The organism is Acinetobacter sp. 243_ASPC (assembly GCF_001054715.1).
Taxonomy (GTDB): domain Bacteria; phylum Pseudomonadota; class Gammaproteobacteria; order Pseudomonadales; family Moraxellaceae; genus Acinetobacter; species Acinetobacter soli.
The window spans coordinates 34,565-53,631 of record NZ_JVOR01000091.1; the positions used below are offsets into that span (position 1 = coordinate 34,565).

23 protein-coding genes are annotated in these 19,067 nt (G+C 45.3%); 8 read left to right on the forward strand and 15 right to left on the reverse strand.

Annotation, left to right across the window (positions count from 1 at the left end; genetic code table 11):
• Window positions 1-17 precede the first annotated feature (17 nt).
• From ADA42_RS10905 to ADA42_RS17885, 7 genes are all read right to left on the reverse strand, one after another.
• The gene (locus ADA42_RS10905) at window positions 18-572 is read right to left on the reverse strand and encodes a DNA-3-methyladenine glycosylase I (protein ID WP_004933621.1); all 555 of its coding nucleotides are present in this window, start codon (window positions 570-572) and stop codon (window positions 18-20) included.
• A gap of 34 nt (window positions 573-606) precedes the next feature.
• A complete protein-coding gene (locus ADA42_RS10910) occupies window positions 607-852 on the reverse strand; it encodes a hypothetical protein (protein WP_025096036.1) in 246 nt (81 codons plus the stop codon).
• An 11-nt stretch (window positions 853-863) separates the two neighbouring features.
• On the reverse strand, window positions 864-1,400 hold the full coding sequence (locus ADA42_RS10915) for a M23 family metallopeptidase (RefSeq protein WP_004933628.1): 537 nt from the start codon (window positions 1,398-1,400) through the stop codon (window positions 864-866).
• Window positions 1,401-1,437: 37 nt separating this feature from the next.
• Window positions 1,438-2,472, reverse strand: coding sequence for an A/G-specific adenine glycosylase (gene mutY, locus ADA42_RS10920; RefSeq protein ID WP_048765194.1), 1,035 nt, complete (start codon window positions 2,470-2,472; stop codon window positions 1,438-1,440).
• Window positions 2,473-2,602: 130 nt separating this feature from the next.
• Window positions 2,603-2,965 (reverse strand): HIT family protein, encoded by a 363-nt coding sequence (locus ADA42_RS10925; protein ID WP_004933633.1) that lies wholly within the window; start codon window positions 2,963-2,965, stop codon window positions 2,603-2,605.
• A gap of 59 nt (window positions 2,966-3,024) precedes the next feature.
• On the reverse strand, window positions 3,025-3,768 hold the full coding sequence (locus tag ADA42_RS10930) for a dienelactone hydrolase family protein (RefSeq protein ID WP_004933637.1): 744 nt from the start codon (window positions 3,766-3,768) through the stop codon (window positions 3,025-3,027).
• Window positions 3,769-3,960: 192 nt separating this feature from the next.
• Window positions 3,961-4,119 (reverse strand): DUF1328 domain-containing protein, encoded by a 159-nt coding sequence (locus ADA42_RS17885; protein ID WP_004933640.1) that lies wholly within the window; start codon window positions 4,117-4,119, stop codon window positions 3,961-3,963.
• A gap of 187 nt (window positions 4,120-4,306) precedes the next feature.
• Here ADA42_RS17885 and ADA42_RS10940 point away from each other — a divergent pair, with 187 nt between their 5' ends.
• Window positions 4,307-4,759 (forward strand): YcgN family cysteine cluster protein, encoded by a 453-nt coding sequence (locus ADA42_RS10940; protein ID WP_004933643.1) that lies wholly within the window; start codon window positions 4,307-4,309, stop codon window positions 4,757-4,759.
• On the opposite strand, the gene ADA42_RS10945 is transcribed toward ADA42_RS10940, so the two are convergent.
• Window positions 4,756-5,394: a cation transporter gene (locus ADA42_RS10945; protein WP_048765196.1), complete on the reverse strand. Its 639-nt coding sequence runs from the start codon at window positions 5,392-5,394 to the stop codon at window positions 4,756-4,758. The genes ADA42_RS10940 and ADA42_RS10945 overlap by 4 nt on opposite strands.
• A gap of 64 nt (window positions 5,395-5,458) precedes the next feature.
• On the opposite strand from ADA42_RS10945, the gene ADA42_RS10950 reads away from it, so the two are divergent.
• The 7 genes from ADA42_RS10950 (at window position 5,459) to ADA42_RS10980 (ending at window position 13,291) form a co-directional block, all read left to right on the forward strand.
• The gene (locus tag ADA42_RS10950) at window positions 5,459-5,872 is read left to right on the forward strand and encodes a Cd(II)/Pb(II)-responsive transcriptional regulator (protein ID WP_025096031.1); all 414 of its coding nucleotides are present in this window, start codon (window positions 5,459-5,461) and stop codon (window positions 5,870-5,872) included.
• Between the two features lie 122 nt (window positions 5,873-5,994).
• Window positions 5,995-7,185, forward strand: a complete 1,191-nt coding sequence (locus ADA42_RS10955) for a PQQ-dependent sugar dehydrogenase (protein ID WP_048765198.1) — start codon at window positions 5,995-5,997, stop codon at window positions 7,183-7,185.
• Window positions 7,186-8,370 carry an ASDC family class C beta-lactamase gene (gene blaASDC / locus ADA42_RS10960; RefSeq protein WP_048765201.1) on the forward strand — a complete coding sequence of 395 codons (1,185 nt, stop codon included), beginning with the start codon at window positions 7,186-7,188 and terminating at the stop codon, window positions 8,368-8,370. It begins immediately after the preceding gene.
• Between the two features lie 79 nt (window positions 8,371-8,449).
• The gene (locus tag ADA42_RS10965; RefSeq protein ID WP_161798549.1) at window positions 8,450-9,724 is read left to right on the forward strand and encodes a replication-associated recombination protein A; all 1,275 of its coding nucleotides are present in this window, start codon (window positions 8,450-8,452) and stop codon (window positions 9,722-9,724) included.
• A gap of 92 nt (window positions 9,725-9,816) precedes the next feature.
• Window positions 9,817-10,029 (forward strand): hypothetical protein, encoded by a 213-nt coding sequence (locus tag ADA42_RS10970; RefSeq protein ID WP_414629814.1) that lies wholly within the window; start codon window positions 9,817-9,819, stop codon window positions 10,027-10,029.
• Window positions 10,026-10,958 (forward strand): IS5-like element ISAba40 family transposase, encoded by a 933-nt coding sequence (locus ADA42_RS10975; protein WP_002033903.1) that lies wholly within the window; start codon window positions 10,026-10,028, stop codon window positions 10,956-10,958. The genes ADA42_RS10970 and ADA42_RS10975 overlap by 4 nt, the downstream gene beginning before the upstream one ends.
• A gap of 296 nt (window positions 10,959-11,254) precedes the next feature.
• Window positions 11,255-13,291 carry a putative bifunctional diguanylate cyclase/phosphodiesterase gene (locus ADA42_RS10980; protein ID WP_048765208.1) on the forward strand — a complete coding sequence of 679 codons (2,037 nt, stop codon included), beginning with the start codon at window positions 11,255-11,257 and terminating at the stop codon, window positions 13,289-13,291.
• Here the strand turns inward: ADA42_RS10980 and ADA42_RS10985 are convergent.
• From ADA42_RS10985 to ADA42_RS11015, 7 genes are all read right to left on the reverse strand, one after another.
• Window positions 13,288-14,142 (reverse strand): formate/nitrite transporter family protein, encoded by an 855-nt coding sequence (locus ADA42_RS10985; protein WP_048765360.1) that lies wholly within the window; start codon window positions 14,140-14,142, stop codon window positions 13,288-13,290. The genes ADA42_RS10980 and ADA42_RS10985 overlap by 4 nt on opposite strands.
• Before the next feature lie 208 nt (window positions 14,143-14,350).
• Complete coding sequence (locus tag ADA42_RS10990) at window positions 14,351-15,082, reverse strand: amino acid ABC transporter ATP-binding protein (RefSeq protein WP_048765209.1); 732 nt, start codon at window positions 15,080-15,082, stop codon at window positions 14,351-14,353.
• Window positions 15,060-15,719, reverse strand: coding sequence for an amino acid ABC transporter permease (locus ADA42_RS10995; protein ID WP_048765361.1), 660 nt, complete (start codon window positions 15,717-15,719; stop codon window positions 15,060-15,062). The genes ADA42_RS10990 and ADA42_RS10995 overlap by 23 nt, the downstream gene beginning before the upstream one ends.
• Window positions 15,720-15,730: 11 nt before the next feature.
• Window positions 15,731-16,396, reverse strand: coding sequence for an amino acid ABC transporter permease (locus ADA42_RS11000; RefSeq protein WP_004944663.1), 666 nt, complete (start codon window positions 16,394-16,396; stop codon window positions 15,731-15,733).
• Window positions 16,397-16,429: 33 nt separating this feature from the next.
• Window positions 16,430-17,215 carry a transporter substrate-binding domain-containing protein gene (locus ADA42_RS11005; protein WP_004933682.1) on the reverse strand — a complete coding sequence of 262 codons (786 nt, stop codon included), beginning with the start codon at window positions 17,213-17,215 and terminating at the stop codon, window positions 16,430-16,432.
• Window positions 17,216-17,703: 488 nt separating this feature from the next.
• The gene (purC, locus tag ADA42_RS11010) at window positions 17,704-18,423 is read right to left on the reverse strand and encodes a phosphoribosylaminoimidazolesuccinocarboxamide synthase (protein WP_004933683.1); all 720 of its coding nucleotides are present in this window, start codon (window positions 18,421-18,423) and stop codon (window positions 17,704-17,706) included.
• 37 nt (window positions 18,424-18,460) lie between these two features.
• Window positions 18,461-19,066 carry a hypothetical protein gene (locus ADA42_RS11015; protein WP_004933685.1) on the reverse strand — a complete coding sequence of 202 codons (606 nt, stop codon included), beginning with the start codon at window positions 19,064-19,066 and terminating at the stop codon, window positions 18,461-18,463.
• Between the last annotated feature and the right edge of the window lies 1 nt (window position 19,067).

The following is a 19,067-nucleotide window of genomic DNA, read 5'->3' on the forward strand; positions in this document are numbered from 1 at the left end:
CATCCTTAATGCTTGACTCATTTAAACGAACAATCATCTTCATGATCATTCACCATGCCTACAGCCTGCATAAATGCATAACAGGTCGTGGGTCCTACAAATTTGAATCCAAGTTTTTTAAGTTGTTTAGACAACTGGACACTGAGCTCTGTTTGAGCCGGGGCTTGCCGATAATCTTGAACATCATTAAGTATTGGTTGATGCTGCACCTTTTCCCATAACCATGTTGAAACATCCTGTGTCTGATGTTTAAGTGATTGCCAAGCAATCGCATTATCACGAATGGCTTTGAGCTTGCCGATGTGTCGGATCAAGCCTTTATCCTCTAATTTGAGTTCCAGTTGGTCATTTGTGAACTTGGCAATTTCTTCAATGGAATGCTGAAAAAAATGTTGTCTATAAGCTTCTCGCTTTTTTAACACCGTGATCCACGAAAGCCCAGCTTGTTGACCTTCGAGGCATAACATTTCAAAGAGTTTGGCTTCATCATGTTCGGGTTTACCCCACTCATGATCGTGATAAGCCATATACACAGGATCTGTAGAACACCAGCCACAGCGCCGAACACTCATCTTATGCTCCTTGAAATTGAATCTTAATCTATTGTTATAATGTAAAACGCGTCCACTGATCGGACGATGTGTCCCAATAATATAATTCTGCGCGTTCTAAGTTTTCAAACTTGATCCAGAAATCCTGACCTGATTTATCGGCATAGCCAGTACTGATCAAGAGGGCATCCTCTGTAATTTCCATGATCCAGCCTTGATAGCTTTGACCATCTATACAGATTTTTTGTTGATTCCCCGATTCGGCAAATTCGACCAGTCGATTAACCAAAGCTTCAGACATCATTTAAGTTCCTAACGTAAATATGGATAAGGGTTTACTGCACCACGGCCTTTTCCGTCCAGATAAAGTCCATAATGCAAATGGGGAAGGGTATGGCGTGCATTTCCGGTATTGCCTACATACCCGATCAGCTCGCCTTTTTTGACAGCATCACCCACGCTTAAACCACGTTTGTGTCCGTCCAGATGGGCATAATAATGCCATGAAGCGGCCGGACCAATAATCCAGATGACTTTACCACCTAAGTTGTTGTCTCGTAAGTCTGCAACAATCCCATCGGTGGTGCTGTATATTTTTGTTCCACGTGGAGCAAGTATATCGATGCCTTCATGCCGACGACCATGACTGCGCGCAGCTCCCCATGTATCACTGAGTGCATCGCGTTGAATGCCTTTCACCGGAATGGGCAGGCGATGGCTGAGCGGGGTGGCCTTTAATCGTGCCAGATCTGCGCTAGGCAGAGGCGTTGTTTTTTTGGGTGTTGTGGTACAGGCAGACAACACAACCGTTACAAAGATGATCCCAATATAGACAAAAAAAGGGCGCACAGCTCCTCCTTGGATGTGTCTTTTGGGCATCACTATGTCATGAATCCAGCGCAGAGATCAATTTTTTCATCGCGGTGGGAATACCCCGAGATGTGGCTTCTTCGGGGCTGAGCCACTCGCCGGCAGCTGCACTCATCAGATGCTCCTTTTGATCATGTTCCACGTGAAACATCTGTACATTCAACACCCAGGTAAAGTGGGTAAAGCTGTGGCTGATCTGTACGTTTTGTGCCAGCGGACTGAGACCATACTCCCTAACCCATTGCTGTATCTCGCCTGAATGCTCGATAATCGGGAGACACCACAAGCCACCCCAAAGTCCGCTTGCATCGCGTTGCTGCCAAAACCACTGTTGTTCCGACTGGATTAACAGTACTTCGGCATGGCGTATCGGCACTGGTTTTTTGGGCTTCTTAAAAGGTAATTCACTTTCAATGCCTTGCTGATGTGCCTTGCAGTGCTGCTGCATCGGACAATACAAACACAACGGTTTTTTAGGCGTACAAATGGTTGCACCTAAATCCATAATCGCTTGGGTATAGTCGTGATTACGCTGCCGAGGGCAGAGCTGCGTTGCAATCTGCCACAGCATGCGCTCGTTGGCAGGTTTGCTAAAGTCATCTTCAAGTGCCAAAAAACGTGATAAGACACGTTTGACGTTGCCGTCCATAATCACGCCATATTGGCGTAATCCGAGCGACATCAATGCGCCAGCTGTGGAGCGTCCAATTCCGGGTAAGGCCATCCAGCCGTCTAGATCGTGAGGAAAATGACCTTGCCGATGCACGATGCCTGCTGCCTTATGCAGATTGCGTGCCCGCGCATAATAGCCCAGACCGGCCCAGTAAGGCGCCACATCATCCCATGTGGCACTGCCTAACGCATCGACAGTGGGGAAGCGCGTCATAAAGCGTTCAAAATATTGCAATACGGTTTTGACTTGTGTCTGCTGCAACATGATTTCAGAGACCCAAACCTTATAAGGGTCATCGGCCACCTGCCAAGGCAAGTCGTGTCGGCCATGTTGATCAAACCAAGTCAGCAATGCATCGGAAAAACAAAAATCAGACATGAAAACATACAGCGGCAGGGAAGGGGTCAGTATACCCAAATTGAATTATCACAGCTATCCGTTGCAAGTAAAGCCATGCAAAAGGGACGATCATTGATCGTCCCTAAGCTGATACTATGCGTGTGCCGGTTTAGTCTTGCACAATCCCCCAGCGCTTATCGAGTTTGAGCTGCTGCCCTTTATAGCGTGGAATGATGTGAATATGCAGATGCTCAGACGCTTCGCCAAAGACATCGCCGTCATTAAAAGCCACATGGAAACCATCGGGTTGATGACGAAGTTTGAGTTCATTACGTGCAAGTTCGAGTAAAGAAAGCAGGCTTTTACGCTCTTTATCTGTCACTTCAAAAAAAGAACTGACATGACGAATCGGGATGATGATGGAGTGTCCTTTGGACAGAGGATTTGCCTCGGGCAAAATTACACCAAAATCATTTTTATCAATGACGTCGTAGTCGTCAAATTCACAATAAGGGCATTTTTTCTCTGTCATTTTCATATCCTCGATTGATGTTGTTCTTTAAACCCTTGTGTCCCAGCACCGTTTATACATCACTTTGCACACAGATGACGTTCAAGTAAGGCATACATAGCAGCCAAACTGTCTTGCTCTGCTTGTGCACTATAGCCTAAATCTACCCCATTTGCTTTGGCCCGTTCATCGGCAAGCGGGTTACTAAAGCCATGTTTGGCACCTTCCAATACCACGACGCTGTAGTCCACCTCTGCATTGTTCATTTCTTCTTTGAATTTAGCAACATCTTCAAGTGTGACCATGCTGTCTTTTTCACCATGTAACACTAAAATTTCACCCTGAATTTGTCCTTTTTGTGCAGGTGCTTTCGGGGCGAGTGTGCCGTGAAACGAAACGACCGCTTTTAGGGGCGCGCCTTCGCGTGCCAGATCGAGCACAACTTTACCGCCATAACAAAATCCAATCGCGGCCACATGACTTGCATCCACTTCAGGTTGTGCTTGGAGTGTTTCAAGACCCGCTGTTGCACGTGTGACGATGGTATCTGGATCTTGAAAGGTTTGCGTCATCCACTCATTGGCTTGGGCTGCCTCTGTGGTCACTTTTTTCTCGCCATACATATCGATCGCCAGTGCCGCATAACCATGCTCGGCCAATTCACGAGCACGCTGTAGCGTATAGTCGGTGCGACCCCACCATTCAGGTGCCACAATCACACCTGCAACCGGGCTTTTAGTAGCGGGGGCTGCAAAAAAACCAATCAGATGGGTACCGTCCTTTGCGGTGTACTCAATTTCACGGGTAATAATCGATGCTGTCATGGGTTAAATCCTTATAAAGAATAAAAGTCAGCTTGTGCAGATCAGGCACTATGTGACTCAAAGAGCCTGCTACATGGTCTTAGGATGTTCAAAAAATAGTGGGTTGATGTAAGATTTTCAAGATAAAAAAGAAGGACCGTACAGTACGATCCCTCTTTTTTATTGTTGAAGCGTATAGACACGAATGAATCGTTATACCCTACCACGCGAGATAAATCCGATAATTGCCAAAATAACAGCAACTACGAGTAAGATCACTGCGAAATCTTTGGACAAGCCAGCAACGCCACCAAACCCTAACAGACTCGCAATAAGTGCAATCACTGCAAATATAATCGCCCAACGGAACATTTTTTTGATCTCCTTATATTTATCGTTCTTTCAATATAGAGCGAAATTTCAGATGGCTATGTGTTGTTTATGTGGCGAAAATGTATAAAACACAGCATCTTGAGGAAACATTTGTTACAAGGTCGCTCAACCACGAAGGGCCAGCAAAGAGTGTTATACTTTAGGCTCTGGTACCGAGATATTCACTATGACCACCGCACTGCGTCCCCAATTTTGGAAACACTATCCGCTTGATGCACTCAATACAGCAGAGTGGGAAGCCCTGTGCGACGGTTGCGGCCTGTGCTGTCTGATTAAACTTGAAGATGAAGATACGCATGAGATTGCCTATACGCAGGTGGCCTGCAAACTGCTCGACTGCAACACTGCGCGTTGCTCTGATTATGAAAATCGTCAAGCCAGCGTGCCCGACTGTATTCAACTGACACCTGAGCGTTTGCAAAGCATTCGTTGGTTACCGTCGAGCTGTGCCTATCGGCGTTTAAATGAAGGGAAAAATTTACCTTCATGGCATTATTTAAATACGGGCTCAAGGCAAAGTATGCTAAAAGCACGCAAATCAGCAGCAGGGCGATGTATTTCAGAAACCGAGGTACATGAAGACGATATCGAGGAATACATCGTACGCTGGATTCGTTAATCTGCCCTACGACTTTGTATGACTTGGCTGTCCCGACGCTCTTGAAGTGATTGTTGAGTAACGCTCCATGCGGCAGTCAAACCCAAAAAGGCCATGATTGAGGCCACCACCAGATCGGGCCAGATGCTTTGGGTACCAAACACACCGAGTGCAGCCAGCATAATGGCGCAATTTCCAATCGCATCGTTACGGCTACACAGCCACACCGATTTCATATTGGCATCGCCATCGCGAAAGGCAAACAGTACAAGCGCGCTGATCAGATTGGCCATTAAGCCCATAAAGCCAATTGCACCCATAGTCATTGCTTCAGGTGCCATGCCGTAAAATATCGACCAGAGTACTTTAAGCAATACAATCAGGGCAAAGATCCCCATGGTCAGGCCTTTAAGCAGTGCAACGGTGGCTCGCCAGTACAGACTCATGCCCAACGCAAAAATCGAGATGATGTAATTGACGGAATCACCCAAGAAATCCAGTGCATCGGCCCATAGCGAAGTCGAGCCAATATGTGCACCGCCGAAAACTTCAATCAAAAACATGCCAAGATTTAGTAAAAGTGCAATCCATAATGCCGTTTTGAATTTAGCACTCTGATGTTTTTCGGGTGGGTGATGTTGACAGCAGTGAGCCATATGCAAGTTCCTCTGTATGGGATAAGCTGAGTAAAAAGGCTGGAGCCGCTCCAAGGTCAAGCACATGATGAAATATTTAATTGGTGAACTGGCAAAAAAATCGCAGGTTTCTGTCGACAGCATCCGTTTCTATGAAAAACGTGGTGTGCTCAAAGCACCCAAACGCGCAGACAATAACTATCGTTACTATGATGATCAGGCACTGGATCAACTGATTTTTATACGACATTGTCGAGAGCTTGGGATGTCTTTAAAAGAGATTGAGGCATTGCAGCAATTGCTGGAGCATCCTGAACAGCAATGTACGCTGGTCGATCAGGCGATCGAAATACATTTGGGCCACATCAATGAAAAAATCAAACAGTTTGAACGCTTTAAAACCGAGCTGCAACAACTCAGGCAACGTTGTCAGTCAAGTACGACCATCGACGACTGTAAAATTGTACAAACGCTCAAAGAGCATGATCCCTCAATCTAGTCGTCTTGATTGACTGTGCTAGTCTCTCGACATATCTGGTAAAACAAAACTACATATTCACAGCATTGTGCCGAGTCTGAATTTTTTATGCTACAAGATCAAAGACTCAGGAGTATAACGAGATGACGAAGCAATTTGCCACGTCGATACTGTGTAGTAGCTTTATTTTGTTGGGGGCGTGCGGTGCAAACAACACCAACTCCAAAGCACCCCAATCCAATTCGCAAAGCAGCTCAAGCGTGCAACAGGCAACCCGCGTAGAGCAAACATTTAACCAGGAAGCGGTTGCCAAATTTGATGAGCCTTGGGCGCTGACCACATTGCCCGATGACCGATTACTGATCACCGAGCGTCAAGGCAAGCTTAAACTCTTTGACCCAGCCACTCGAAAAAGTCTTGAGGTTGCGGGTGTACCGAAAGTCAGTTATGGCGGGCAGGGCGGATTGGGCGATGTGATTGTGCATCCCGATTACGCGCGAAATTCTTGGATTTATCTGAGCTATGCTGAGGCAGGCACCGGTGGATACGGTGCAGTGGTAATCCGTGCCAAACTCGATCAGACCCGTGCAGCACAGCCACGTTTGACCGATATTCAAAAAATCTGGACGCAAGTGCCCAAAATGTCGGGACAGGGCCACTATGCACATCGTTTAGCTTTTGATCAGGAAGGTAAACTCTGGATCAGTTCGGGCGAACGACAAAAGTTTGATCCAGCGCAGGATATGACGTCGAATTTGGGTAAAATTGTGCGCTTAAATGACGATGGCACGCCAGCAACCGGGAATCCATTCGCCAGTCAAGGTGGTGTTGCTGCGCAAATCTGGTCACTGGGTCATCGTAACCCTTTGGGCATGGCCTTCGATGCCAAAGGTCAGTTGTGGGTCGTTGAAATGGGCCCCAAAGGCGGTGACGAGCTGAATCGGATTGTGAAAGGTGCCAACTATGGCTATCCGATTGTTTCCAATGGTGATCATTATTCAGGAAAACCAATTCCCGATCACGATACTCGCCCAGAATTTCAAGCGCCTGAGGTGAGCTGGACACCGGTTATTTCTCCGTCCAGTATGATTATTTACCAGCATAGCGCCTTTCCAGCATGGAAAGATAAAGCCATTATCGGCGGGTTATCTTCTGAATCCATTGTGGTGGTTGATCTTCAATCGCAACCCGTACAGGAAGTACAGCGCATTGATATGCAACATCGGATTCGAGGCGTGCATGCCGCCAAAGATGGAAGTCTTTGGGTGATTCAAGATGGCGCCAATGCCAGCCTACTCAAATTAACGCCCAAATCATCAACCGACAGACTTTAAATGAAATCCACTTATTTACATCGTATCGCATCGTTCACTTTTACCGGCTGTATGGCAGGACTCATCTCCTGCACTGCAGTCGCTCAGCCACTGAGCGCGCAGCAGGTTCAGCATCAAATCGATCAGCATTTTCAGCCATTGATCGATCAGTATCAGATTCCGGGTATGTCCGTTGCAGTCACCATGCACGGACGGCATTACTACCGTCATTATGGTGTGGCATCCGTACAAACCCAGCAGGCGGTTTCTGAGCAAACACTATTTGAACTTGGTTCCGTGAGTAAACTGTTTACAGCGACCCTAACAGGTTATGCGCAAGCACAGGGCAACCTGAAACTCAGCGATCATCCCGCACAGTATTTTCCAGAGTTAAAACAAAGCGCCGTGAATCAGGCTACGCTACTGAATTTGGGTACCTATACCGCAGGGGGCTTTCCGCTACAGTTTCCCGAGCAGGTCACCAGTCAATCCGACATGGTCAAGTATTTTCAGCAGTGGCAGCCCAAAGCAGCCCCAGACCGTATTCGTGAATATTCTAATCCGAGCATTGGTTTGATGGGAGAACTGACGGCGAGAGCCATGAAAGCCCCGTACACCACCTTAATGGAGCGCAATTTGCTGGTGGCGCTGGGCATGCGCCATACTTATATTCAGGTTCCAACTGCTCAGATGCCACATTACGCGTGGGGCTATAAGGCTAAACAAGCGATTCGGGTTTCACCGGGGATGTTTGATGCACAGGCGTATGGGCTCAAGAGTACCTCAGCCGATATGCTCAAGTTTTTAGATGCTGAGCTGAATCCGCAGCGGCTCAAACCTGCCCTGCAACAAGCAGTGGAAAGCACACAAATCGCTTATTTTAAGGTTGGGCCTATGCAGCAAGGTTTGGGGTGGGAGCAGTATGCCTATCCTGTTGCTTTAGACACTTTGCTGGCCGGTAATTCAACTCAAATGGCGCTAAATGCACAGCCGGCTCAGCCGATTGCTCATCCGGTCAAAGCGCCAGCACAAACTTGGCTAAACAAAACTGGTGCAACCAATGGCTTTGCAGCCTATGTGGTATTTATTCCAAGTGAGCAGATTGGACTGGTCATGCTGGCAAACCGTAATTTTCCCAATGAAGCCCGCATTCGTGCCGCCTATGCCACGCTTACGCAGCTTATTCAGTCTAATCACAACAAATGATCAGTTGCAGTGTAGATTCAAATTGTAGATTTCCACCAGACGCAATAGACTACAGGAAAACCCCATAAAGTCTTTGATGATGTCAGATACTCATATTCCACTTCCCGAACGTTTACGTCCACGCGATTTATCAGAAATTATTGGACAAGATCATTTGCTGGGTGAACATGCGCCACTGCGTCAAATGATTGATCAGGGCCATTTGCCCTCGATTATTTTCTGGGGGCCACCTGGAGTGGGAAAAACCACCATTGCATTGCTGTTGGCACAGGCGGTAGATCGGCCTTTTATCAGTCTGTCTGCACTCAATACCGGGGTTAAAGAGCTGCGTGAGGTGATTGCCGAAAGTGGCGACCTGTTGACTCCCGTGGTATTTATTGACGAGATTCATCGGTTTAATAAGTCGCAGCAAGATGCGCTGCTGAACGCGGTTGAAAAAGGCAAGATTACCCTGATTGGCGCCACCACCGAAAACCCGTCGTTTGAGGTGAATGGTGCGCTATTGTCGCGTTGTCAGGTATATACCTTGAATGTGCTCGATGCAAATGCCATTCAACGCTTAATTGATCGAGCGCTCGATTCGGATGCCTTTTTAAAAGCGCGCCATATTCATATTGAAGAATACGATGCGCTGCTTCAGTTCGCCGCTGGTGATGCCCGTAAGGCACTCAACCTGATCGACTTAATTGCCAGTACTTTTGAGCCCGATCAGGAAAATCTGGTCAACAATGCCGTAACGGTTAAGGTGGCACAACAAAATATTGCCCGCTACGACAAATCGGGTGAACAGCATTACGATATCGTTTCGGCCTTTATCAAATCGATTCGCGGGAGTGATCCGGATGCAGCGCTATACTGGATGGCACGAATGCTTAAAGGCGGGGAAGATCCCGTATTTATTGCACGGCGCATGCTGATTGCCGCTTCTGAAGATATTGGTAACTCCAATCCGAATGCATTGCTGTTGGCCGGAGAATGTTTTCGCTCAGTGCAGGCTGTGGGCATGCCCGAAGCGCGAATTATTTTGGGCCAGTGTGCCGTATATCTGGCTACGAGTCCGAAAAGTAACAGCACTTATCTGGCCATTGATCGGGCCTTGGCTTTGGCAGAAAAAACCGCCAATTTGCCTGTACCATTGCATTTACGCAACGCACCGACCAAACTGATGAAGCAGCAGGGCTATGGTGTGGATTATCTGTATCCGCATCATTATCCGGAGCATTTTGTAGAGCAAGAGTATTTGCCGCCTGAACTCAAAGGCACCAAGCTATACGAATACGCCCGAAACAAGCGTGAAGTCGAAGGTGAGCGTTTACAGCAACGTCGCTGGCAACATGAGCAGCAGCAACAATAATCAAAGGAACTCCCATCAAGAAAGATGAGAGTTCTATCAATAGAATTATGAGAAAAATGGGTAGCAGCGGAAAAAATGGATGTTGGAGCAGTTTGAATTGCAAACCTGCGCGAGATATTCAACATGCGCAACAGGTTGCGAAAACCAGTATCTTTGAAATCGATGCGATCCATAAAAAATTTAAAGAAAACTGGGATCGTGTCTATCCTGCAAGGTTATTGGTGGATTTAGAAAATGATACAACAGAGGCTTTGTTGCACAAACCTACCGATAAAGCCTTATTCCGTAATATAATTCGCAAATGAATAAGCCTACACCTAAAATTTATCGTACAAGCAATTGGTCATTCTACAATCGTGCTCTGATAAATCGAGGAAATCTCTCAATTTGGTTTGATCCCAAAACTCAATGGTATGCTCAACCCAAAGGCAAACATGGACGAAATCAAACTTATTCTGACACAGCGATTCAATGCTGTCTGATGATCAAATCCCTATTTCGATTGTCTTTACGTATGGTCACTGGCTTTGTTCAAAGTCTCATTCATCTCTGCAGATTAGATTGGACAGCCCCAGATTATTCCACTCTCTGTAGAAGACAAAAGTATCTTGATATTGCAATTAACTATCAAAAAAACAGTAATGGTCTCCACCTACTCGTCGATTCTACTGGTTTAAAGTTTCTGGGTGAAGGTGAATGGAAACGAAAGAAACATCAGCCTGAATATCGCCGCCAATGGCGTAAATTACATATTGGTATAGATGCTGAAACCCTTCAAATACGGGCAGTTCAGCTCAGCACTAACAATGTGAGTGATTCGCAGGTACTTGGTGATTTACTTGATCAGATTCCACAAGATGAGCAGATTGACTCCGTATATACTGATGGGGCTTATGACACAAAACAATGCCGTCAAGTAATTTCGGATCGGCAAGCACATGCAGTGATTCCACCTAGGAAAAATGCAAAGCCTTGGAAAGATACAAAGATTTGCTCGTTAGAGCGAAATGAGCTGCTTCGAACAGTTAAGCATTTAGGAAGAACCATTTGGAAAAAATGGTCAGGTTATCACCGGCGAAGTTTGGTTGAAACTAAGATGCATTGCATCAAATTATTAGGGGATAAACTCAGTGCGAGAAACTTTCAAAGCCAAGTCAATGAAATACATACACGTGTGGCAATCTTAAATAAGTTTACGGAATTAGGCCGACCTCAAACCCGAGTTGTAACTTAAATTTGGATCTTCTAGGGGAGCTCTATCTTTCAAGCCTTTGTGCAACAAAGCCTACAACAGATAAAATGTCATAATGCTTAAGCAGATTATAACGGATCAAATACCATCGATCCGTTAATCATGAATATATCTTCAAGTTAATCTATTAAAAATGAAAAATTTAAAAAATTATAATTTATAGTAAAATTATGTTTCTAATATTTAAATAGATTTTTTATGCCAAATAAAACGGATGACAAATGATGTTATACTTATAGACAGATTTGTCTATAGAATAAAATAGTGCTGATATAAAAGTGAAAAATAGTTTAAATCTGGATCATACAGTTAATAGCATCACTTATTTAAATAAAAATATGACGGTGTGTGGTGGAAATGCCGCATTCTTTGAACGCGTTAACATGGATGTCGCGGTATGTCAGCAACGGGATTTGCAAGATCTACTTCCAGATGACTGGTGGCAGCATATCTATCCCTTATTGCAACCCGCAATTGAGGGACACTCGGGACAGGCCTGCTGGCAGATTCAATGTCACAAGCAGGGTACTCTCTCTAAAATGGCCTTTGTATCGCCTTATTTTTCAGGCGATCAGCAGGTCGCGGGCATCACCCTTAGTGTGGTTGAACAAGCTGATCAGCTTAGCATGCAGCAGCAGCTTGCGAAAATTCTGAAAGATTTCGAAAACTACAAACTGGCGATCGATGCGCATTCGATTGTGGCCATCACCGATCATCGTGGCATCATCACCCATGTGAACGAGAAATTTTGTGATATCTCGCAGTATGAATATCACGAACTGGTGGGCAGCACGCATAAAATTATCAACTCGGGCTATCATCCACGGACATTTTTTAAAACCATGTGGAAAACCATTGCTCAAGGGCAGATTTGGAAAGGTGAGATCTGTAATCGTACCAAACATGGCAATTTGTACTGGGTCGATACCACCATAGTGCCGCTTAAAGACAACAATGGTTTATTAAAGAATTATATTTCTATCCGAACCGATATCACGCAGTTGAAATCTTCCGAAGATCATGCCAAGTACATGGCGCTGTATGACGAATTAACCGGACTGCCCAATCGACGCTATGTCAAAGAGCGGCTAAAGCAGGTGATTCAGGCCAGTAAAGATGAGCAACATCATAGTGCAATCATGATGATGGATCTGGACAACTTTAAAACGGTCAATGATACCTTGGGGCACGACTACGGCGATCATTTACTCAAAATGGTGGCGAAACGGGTCAGCAAATGTGTGCGGGAAACAGAAACCACGGCACGTCTGGGTGGTGATGAGCTGCTGATTATTCTGTCTCACTTAAGTGAAGATGAGGCCACAGCGCATCAGCAGGCACATTCGATTGCAGAGCGTATTTCTCAAGTGATTTATCAGCCTTTTGTACTTGAAAATCAGGTCATTCAAACCAGTGCCAGTATCGGAATTTTTGTATTTAAAGATGATTCCATTCCACAAAATGCACTGCTCAAATATGCGGATATGGCGCTCTATCAAGCCAAGGCCAACGGAAAAAACTGCATTTGTACCTTTGATCCTTTGATGGAATCGCAGGTGGTGTCACGCGCCTCGCTCATTTCAGATTTACGGCAGGCACTGATTCGAGATGAGTTCGAGTTGTATTATCAGGCTATTGTGGATCAGCATAAAACCATTATTGGCTATGAAGCATTATTGCGCTGGATTCATCCGGTACGGGGGCTGATTTTACCCGGCGAATTTATTGAACAGGCCGAGAAATCGGATCTGATCCATCATATTGGCAATCGCGTGTTACGGATGGCTTGTCAGCAGTTGTACCAATGGAGCCAGCATGAACATTCGGCGCACTGGACGGTATCGGTCAATATTAGTGTACAGCAATTTCGCCAATCCGATTTTGAAGACAACGTCATGCAGATCATTCGCGAAACAGAGGCCAATCCTCATCGCCTGCGTTTAGAACTGACCGAAAGTATGTTTTATCGCGATATGCACAGTTCAATTCAAAAAATGAAAAAACTGATCGAAATTGGCGTTCGCTTTTCGATGGACGATTTTGGCACGGGCTACTCATCGCTGAATTACTTGAAGCTATTGCCTTTAGATCAGCTCAAGATCGATCGATCCTTTGTAAAAAATATTGTGGATAATCCGCGCGATCTGGCGATTGTGAATACGATTATCCGTCTAGCCCATCTGCTTGATTTGAATATTGTCGCCGAAGGCGTCGAAACTCAAGAGCAGCTCGACTGCCTAAAAGAAAACCAATGCTTTAGTTTTCAGGGCTTTTTGTTTGGGCGACCACTACCGATCAAGACGCTGCACGATTAGTCCAGTTCTTCATTCACCTGTCCGTAAATCAGTAAGGTAAACACGCCTGTTCCTCCCAAAATATTGCCCAAGGTGGTCGGAAGTAAAAACTGAAGCACATAGTCATAAAGCGATGCCTGCCCCTGATATACCCAGTAGGCCATTTCTGCCGAGCCGACGATCACATGTGTAAATCCACCCAAACCCATCAGATAGGTAATAAAGAAAATCAGTAAAAACTTGTTGGTGGCCGAAGGGAGCATCCAGACCAAGGATGCAATCAGGATACCCGCAGGGATTCCCTTAATAATATTGTCTGTGGCACTCAACGCAGCTACATGATGGGCCAGCTCGTGTAAAGCCTGATCAACTTCTGGTGGAAAAAGCTGGGCGTTGAGTAAAAATAAAGCCGCCAGCGCCGTTCCGATTAAATTGCAGACAAATACAATCCCCCACAGCCGAAATACGCCTTTGAGCTTATCAAAGGTAAATGGATTAAAGAGTGGAACCACCGTAGTAATGGTGTTTTCGGTAAAAAGTTGCATGTGTCCAATAATGACCAGTACAAATCCGACCGTGTAGCCCATGTTGGTGACCAGATCTACCCAAAGTGCATCTGCGGGCAAGTAGGCGGTTAAAATGGCTTTAAAAACAAAGGAGAAGCTGATAATCACGCCTGCGGTAATACCCGAGAAAATCAGCGCCTTGGTCGGACGGTTCAGCTCCTCAATGCCATCGCGGCGGATAATTTCATAAACCAAGCGGGGCGAAAGCTTTTCGTGTTCTTCCACTGCCATTCGCTCTTGCCAGCTTAGATTGTTGTCGTTTTTTTCTTTTTCAACCTCGGCTTTTTCTTTTTCAGTCTCGCTCATTGCAATTTCCTTTATTGTGATCATGTGATTTTGAAATGCATATAAGCCAGCATCTGGCATTGATTTATGCGTGTTATTCTCTTTATTTTTATAAGATTTTTACAAAGAGTCCAGTATTCAACGAGGTGATTTATGTAATCTTAGATCACTGAGGACGGTAGAAAAAAGTAGGCAATACATCCTGCAGATGAATTGCCCTGAACAGGTTTTAGGCGTGAGTTAAATGAATAAACGAACGTAATTCATCGGTTTGCGGTGCTGCAAATAATTCTTTGGCAGGGCCGTATTCATGTACGCGACCTTCATGCATAAACAGCAAGTAGTCGCCCACGTCACGGGCAAAGCGCATTTCATGCGTGACCATGATCAAGGTCATGCCATCTTGGGCCAAGTCTCGTACGACTGCCAAAACTTCATTGACCAATTCTGGATCGAGTGCCGAGGTAATCTCGTCACAGAGCAAGATTTTAGGCGACATGGCCAATGCACGTGCAATTGCAACACGCTGCTGCTGTCCGCCAGAAAGCTGACTCGGCATGGCATCGGCTTTGTGTTTTAAACCAACTTTATCCAGCATCAGCATGGCCAGATCACGAGTCGCCGCCTTATCGACTTTTTTGACAATCTGGACCGCCAGCATCACATTTTGAATCACGCTCAAATGTGGAAATAAATTAAACTGCTGAAAAATCATCCCGACTTTCAGGCGCAGTGCCGTTAAATCGGTTTGCCCGACTTCAAGTAAGGTCCCATCAACCTCGATGTATCCTTCATCGATGGTTTCGAGGCCATTGATCGATCGCAATAAAGTACTTTTGCCCGAACCACTGCGGCCAATAATCGACACCACTGAACCAGCTTCTACTTCTAGTCCAATACCTTTGAGTACATGGTGATCGCCAAAGCGTTTATGCAAATTATGAATGTGAAGCAGAGCCATGAAGTTTCTTCTCAAGATAAGCTGCCAAGGCAGACAGTGGATAACACAAGATGAAATAACCGATCGCAACCAATCCAAAAACCAAGAATGGTTCAAAGGTGGCGTTGGCCAGTACAGAACCAGTTTTGGTCAGTTCGGTAAAACCAATGATCGAGGTAACGGCAGTGGCTTTTACAATCTGTACGGAAAACCCGACTGTTGGTGCAATGGCGATACGAGTTGCCTGAGGCAAAATCACATAACGAAACTGCTGTAAACGCGTCATCGCAAGGCTTGCAGCCGCCTCCCATTGACCGCTTGGAATCGCTTGTACACAGCCGCGCCAGATTTCGGCAAAATAGGCAGCGGCATAGGCTGTGAGTGAAAAGGCAGCAGCAGCCCATGGTGAAATATCAATACCCAACAGTGACAGGCCAAAAAAGGTCATAAATAATTGAATCAGCAGCGGCGTACCCTGAAAAAATTCGATATACACCACAGCAACTTTTTGTAATATCGGATCTGGGTTAATCCGAAGCATCAGAACCAGTAAGCCACACACACCACCGAGCACAAAGACCATCAGCGATAACAGCAATGACCAGCCCAAGCCATTCAGCAGATTTTGAATAATGTTCCAGAGCGTAAATTCTTGCATCATCATCATGATTAAACGCTCCCTTTAAAGCAGACACGTCCAATTCGCATCAAGATTGCGCGAACGCATACCGCCAACACCAGATACAGCACCGCCACCACAATATAGATTTCAAAGCCACGGAAATTACGCGACTGAATAAAGTTGGCGACAAAGGTGAGTTCTTCCATCGAAATTTGCGAACACACCGAAGAACCCAGCATCACAATAATAATTTGGCTACACAGCGCTGGCCAGACCCGACCCAGTGACGGTGGCAAAACCACATGTCGCAAAATTTGAAAGCGGGTCATGGCCAGTGAAGCTGCTGCCTCGATTTGACCTTTGGGCGTGGCCTGAATACCAGCACGAACGATTTCGGTACTATAAGCACCCAAATTGATAATCATGGCCAAAATGGATGCAGTCCATGCATTCATGGTCACGCCAATGGCGGGTAAGCCAAAGAAAATAAAAAACAACTGCACCAGAAACGGGGTATTACGGATCACTTCGACATAAATCCGAAACAGGGCACTGACCGGTTGAATACGCCAAGCACGGCATGCTCCCCCAATCACCCCCAGTGCCAAACCAAACACCGTACCAATCAGTGTTAGAACCACTGTACGGCCCAGCCCTTCGGCAATCATGCCGGTGTAGGGCAGAACACTGGAAAACTCAAACTCGTAGGCCATCTCGATCTCTCATTCAAACGGACGTGGGTGACATTAGAGTTGTTTTGGAAGAGGAGCACCCAACCATTGCACCGAAATTCGATTGAGCTGACCGTTACTTTTTGCGGTTTTAATAATGGCATTGAGCTTGCCTTGTAAAGCTGCTTCGCCTTTATTTAGACCGATATAACATGGCGAGTTTTTAATAATGAATTTGGTATCAAGCGGCTTTTTGCTAAAGTGTTTACTTAAGCTTCCCGCGACCACGTTGCCAGTTGCAATCAAATTCACCTGACCTGAGTAAAAAGCCGATACGGTCGAGTTATTGTCTTCAAAACGCTTAATGGTGGTTGAGCTTGGTGCGACTTTGCTCAGCTCTAAATCTTCGATTGAACCACGTGTGACGGCAATCGTTTTACCCGCTAAATCCGCAGCAGATTTTACCGCGATATTCTTTTGTCCAAACACGCCATTATAAAAAGGCGCATAGGGTCCAGCAAAATCAATGACTTTTTCTCGCTCAGGATTTTTACCTAAACTTGAAATCACCAAATCCACTTTTTTGGTGGTCAGATAGGGAATACGGTTGGCACTGGTGACTGGCACCAATTGCAATTTTACTCCTAAATCTTGTGCAATCAGTTTGGCCACATCAATATCGTAGCCCTGTGCTTTTAAATCGGTCCCCACAGTGCCAAATGGCGGAAAATCTTGCGGAATTGCAATTTTAATTACACCGGCTTTTTTAATATCGGCTAGGGCATCGGCATGAGCAAAGTTTGAAACTAAAACAGCAGAAAGCGTGGTTAAAGCAAAAACAAAGGATGTACGGTTTGACATGGTCACTCCAGCAAGCATAGGGGAGAACAGATTGTGTATCTAGATTTAGCAACAACCATGCCATGATGAAAAAAAGAAAATTAATTAATATAAGTATATGATTTTAAATTGCTTTAAGGTTTTCATAATTGAATCAATAAAAAGTTGGACTATTTAAAATGCTTAATAATGAGTATAAAAAAACGGAAATAGTCCCTTCTGGTAAGACCAGGTCAGACCAGAAGATAAACATCGATATCGAGGCTGAATCGAATACTAAAAAATATTTTTTAAAAAACTAATATTTTTCAGTATCTTAATGTGGTTTATAGAGTGAAGTAAGTAGTGAATGAATGTTCTAGATGCATTAAAATGTACTTTTTTGGATCATTTTTGATCGATGCTTAATTTTTGCACCAGAATTGCCTTCGACGATAGACTAAGAAAATAAAGATGGAGCAAACATAAAAAAACAGCGCCAAGCGCTGTTTTTTTTAAACACAAGACAATTAGATATCTGTTAAATCGATACCCAAGCGTGCTGCCACTTCTTCGTAGGCTTCAACCACGCCGCCTAAACCTTGGCGGAAACGGTCTTTATCAAGTTTCTTCTTGGTGTCTTTGTCCCACAAACGGCAACCGTCTGGAGAGAACTCATCACCAAGGACGATACGGTCGTGGAACACACCAAATTCAAGTTTGAAATCGACCAGAATCATGTTACCCGCATCAAACAATGCTTTTAACACATCATTGACTTGATAGGTAAGTTCTTTCATTTTAGCCAACTGATCCGCTGTCGCCCAGCCTAAAGCAATCGCTTGAGATTCGTTCACCATCGGATCGCCAAGGCCATCGTCTTTAAAGAACAATTCAAATGTTGGCGGAGTCAGTTCTTTGCCTTCTTCTACACCTAAGCGACGGCACAATGAACCTGCCGCATAGTTACGAATCACGCACTCGACTGGAATCATGTCGAGCTTTTTCACCAACACTTCGTTTGGTGTAAGCAGCTGTTCAAAATGCGTTTCGATACCTGCTTCGGCCAGTTTTTCCATAATAAAGGCATTAAAACGGTTGTTGACCTTGCCCTTACGATCTAGTTGTTCGATTTTTTCGCCATTGAACGCGGAGGCATCATCACGAAAGACTAAAATCAAATGGTCTGCGCTGTCTGTCTCGTATACAGATTTTGCTTTGCCAGTATAGAGCAAGGTTTGTTTTAACATGGGGGAACCTTTTTCAAAAAAAAATCGCCTAGAGAGTCTAGGCTGGCCAGTTTTGGTTAATCTGGTTTAACACTTGGTTGGCAGTCGCAGTATCGGCAAAGCTGTTACTTGGCGTAAACAGTGCCAGATTGTTACTTGTACCAACGGCAGTTAATCTGAGGACAAAAACTTGCTCACCCACTTTGATGGTGGCTTGATACGCATTTTTGTCTTGTGCAATCACGGTGTAGTTCATGCTGCTGAGCGTGGCCATGGTGTATTGCCATACCGCTTCTGATGGACCGTCAATTTGCAATAACGGATTTTTGTTTCCATCGGTCACCAAACGCGGACGACTCATGCTCATGCTGGTATTAGATGCAGTTGCAGGTTGCGCTTGTACCTGTTCCGGACGAGGCGCTGCATAGCGGTTACCGCGTTTATTTTCAAAATTTGGTGCATGCTGAATTGCCAGATCATCAACAATCGGCGCCGGATACAGCGGTGTAAACGGGCGCATGGTTGCATTGGCAGGCAATTCAAGCGGAGCAACATTAGATGCCTTTTTATAGTCCAAAGAATGATTATTTAAACTCAAGCTGTTACAACCGGCCAAAGCGATACTGGCGATTGCGAAGGTAAACCCAAGACGTAACTGCATCATA

Coding starts and splice junctions, on each gene's coding strand:
- ADA42_RS10905 (WP_004933621.1), bottom strand. CDS start 572: ATGAGTGTTCGGCGCTGTGGCTGGTGTTCTACAGATCCTGTGTATATG.
- ADA42_RS10910 (WP_025096036.1), bottom strand. CDS start 852: ATGTCTGAAGCTTTGGTTAATCGACTGGTCGAATTTGCCGAATCGGGG.
- mutY (WP_048765194.1), bottom strand. CDS start 2,472: ATGTCTGATTTTTGTTTTTCCGATGCATTGCTGACTTGGTTTGATCAA.
- ADA42_RS10925 (WP_004933633.1), bottom strand. CDS start 2,965: ATGACAGAGAAAAAATGCCCTTATTGTGAATTTGACGACTACGACGTC.
- ADA42_RS10930 (WP_004933637.1), bottom strand. CDS start 3,768: ATGACAGCATCGATTATTACCCGTGAAATTGAGTACACCGCAAAGGAC.
- ADA42_RS17885 (WP_004933640.1), bottom strand. CDS start 4,119: ATGTTCCGTTGGGCGATTATATTTGCAGTGATTGCACTTATTGCGAGT.
- ADA42_RS10940 (WP_004933643.1), top strand. CDS start 4,307: ATGACCACCGCACTGCGTCCCCAATTTTGGAAACACTATCCGCTTGAT.
- ADA42_RS10945 (WP_048765196.1), bottom strand. CDS start 5,394: ATGGCTCACTGCTGTCAACATCACCCACCCGAAAAACATCAGAGTGCT.
- ADA42_RS10950 (WP_025096031.1), top strand. CDS start 5,459: ATGATGAAATATTTAATTGGTGAACTGGCAAAAAAATCGCAGGTTTCT.
- ADA42_RS10955 (WP_048765198.1), top strand. CDS start 5,995: ATGACGAAGCAATTTGCCACGTCGATACTGTGTAGTAGCTTTATTTTG.
- blaASDC (WP_048765201.1), top strand. CDS start 7,186: ATGAAATCCACTTATTTACATCGTATCGCATCGTTCACTTTTACCGGC.
- ADA42_RS10965 (WP_161798549.1), top strand. CDS start 8,450: ATGTCAGATACTCATATTCCACTTCCCGAACGTTTACGTCCACGCGAT.
- ADA42_RS10975 (WP_002033903.1), top strand. CDS start 10,026: ATGAATAAGCCTACACCTAAAATTTATCGTACAAGCAATTGGTCATTC.
- ADA42_RS10985 (WP_048765360.1), bottom strand. CDS start 14,142: ATGAGCGAGACTGAAAAAGAAAAAGCCGAGGTTGAAAAAGAAAAAAAC.
- ADA42_RS10990 (WP_048765209.1), bottom strand. CDS start 15,082: ATGGCTCTGCTTCACATTCATAATTTGCATAAACGCTTTGGCGATCAC.
- ADA42_RS10995 (WP_048765361.1), bottom strand. CDS start 15,719: ATGCAAGAATTTACGCTCTGGAACATTATTCAAAATCTGCTGAATGGC.
- ADA42_RS11000 (WP_004944663.1), bottom strand. CDS start 16,396: ATGGCCTACGAGTTTGAGTTTTCCAGTGTTCTGCCCTACACCGGCATG.
- ADA42_RS11005 (WP_004933682.1), bottom strand. CDS start 17,215: ATGTCAAACCGTACATCCTTTGTTTTTGCTTTAACCACGCTTTCTGCT.
- purC (WP_004933683.1), bottom strand. CDS start 18,423: ATGTTAAAACAAACCTTGCTCTATACTGGCAAAGCAAAATCTGTATAC.
- ADA42_RS11015 (WP_004933685.1), bottom strand. CDS start 19,066: ATGATGCAGTTACGTCTTGGGTTTACCTTCGCAATCGCCAGTATCGCT.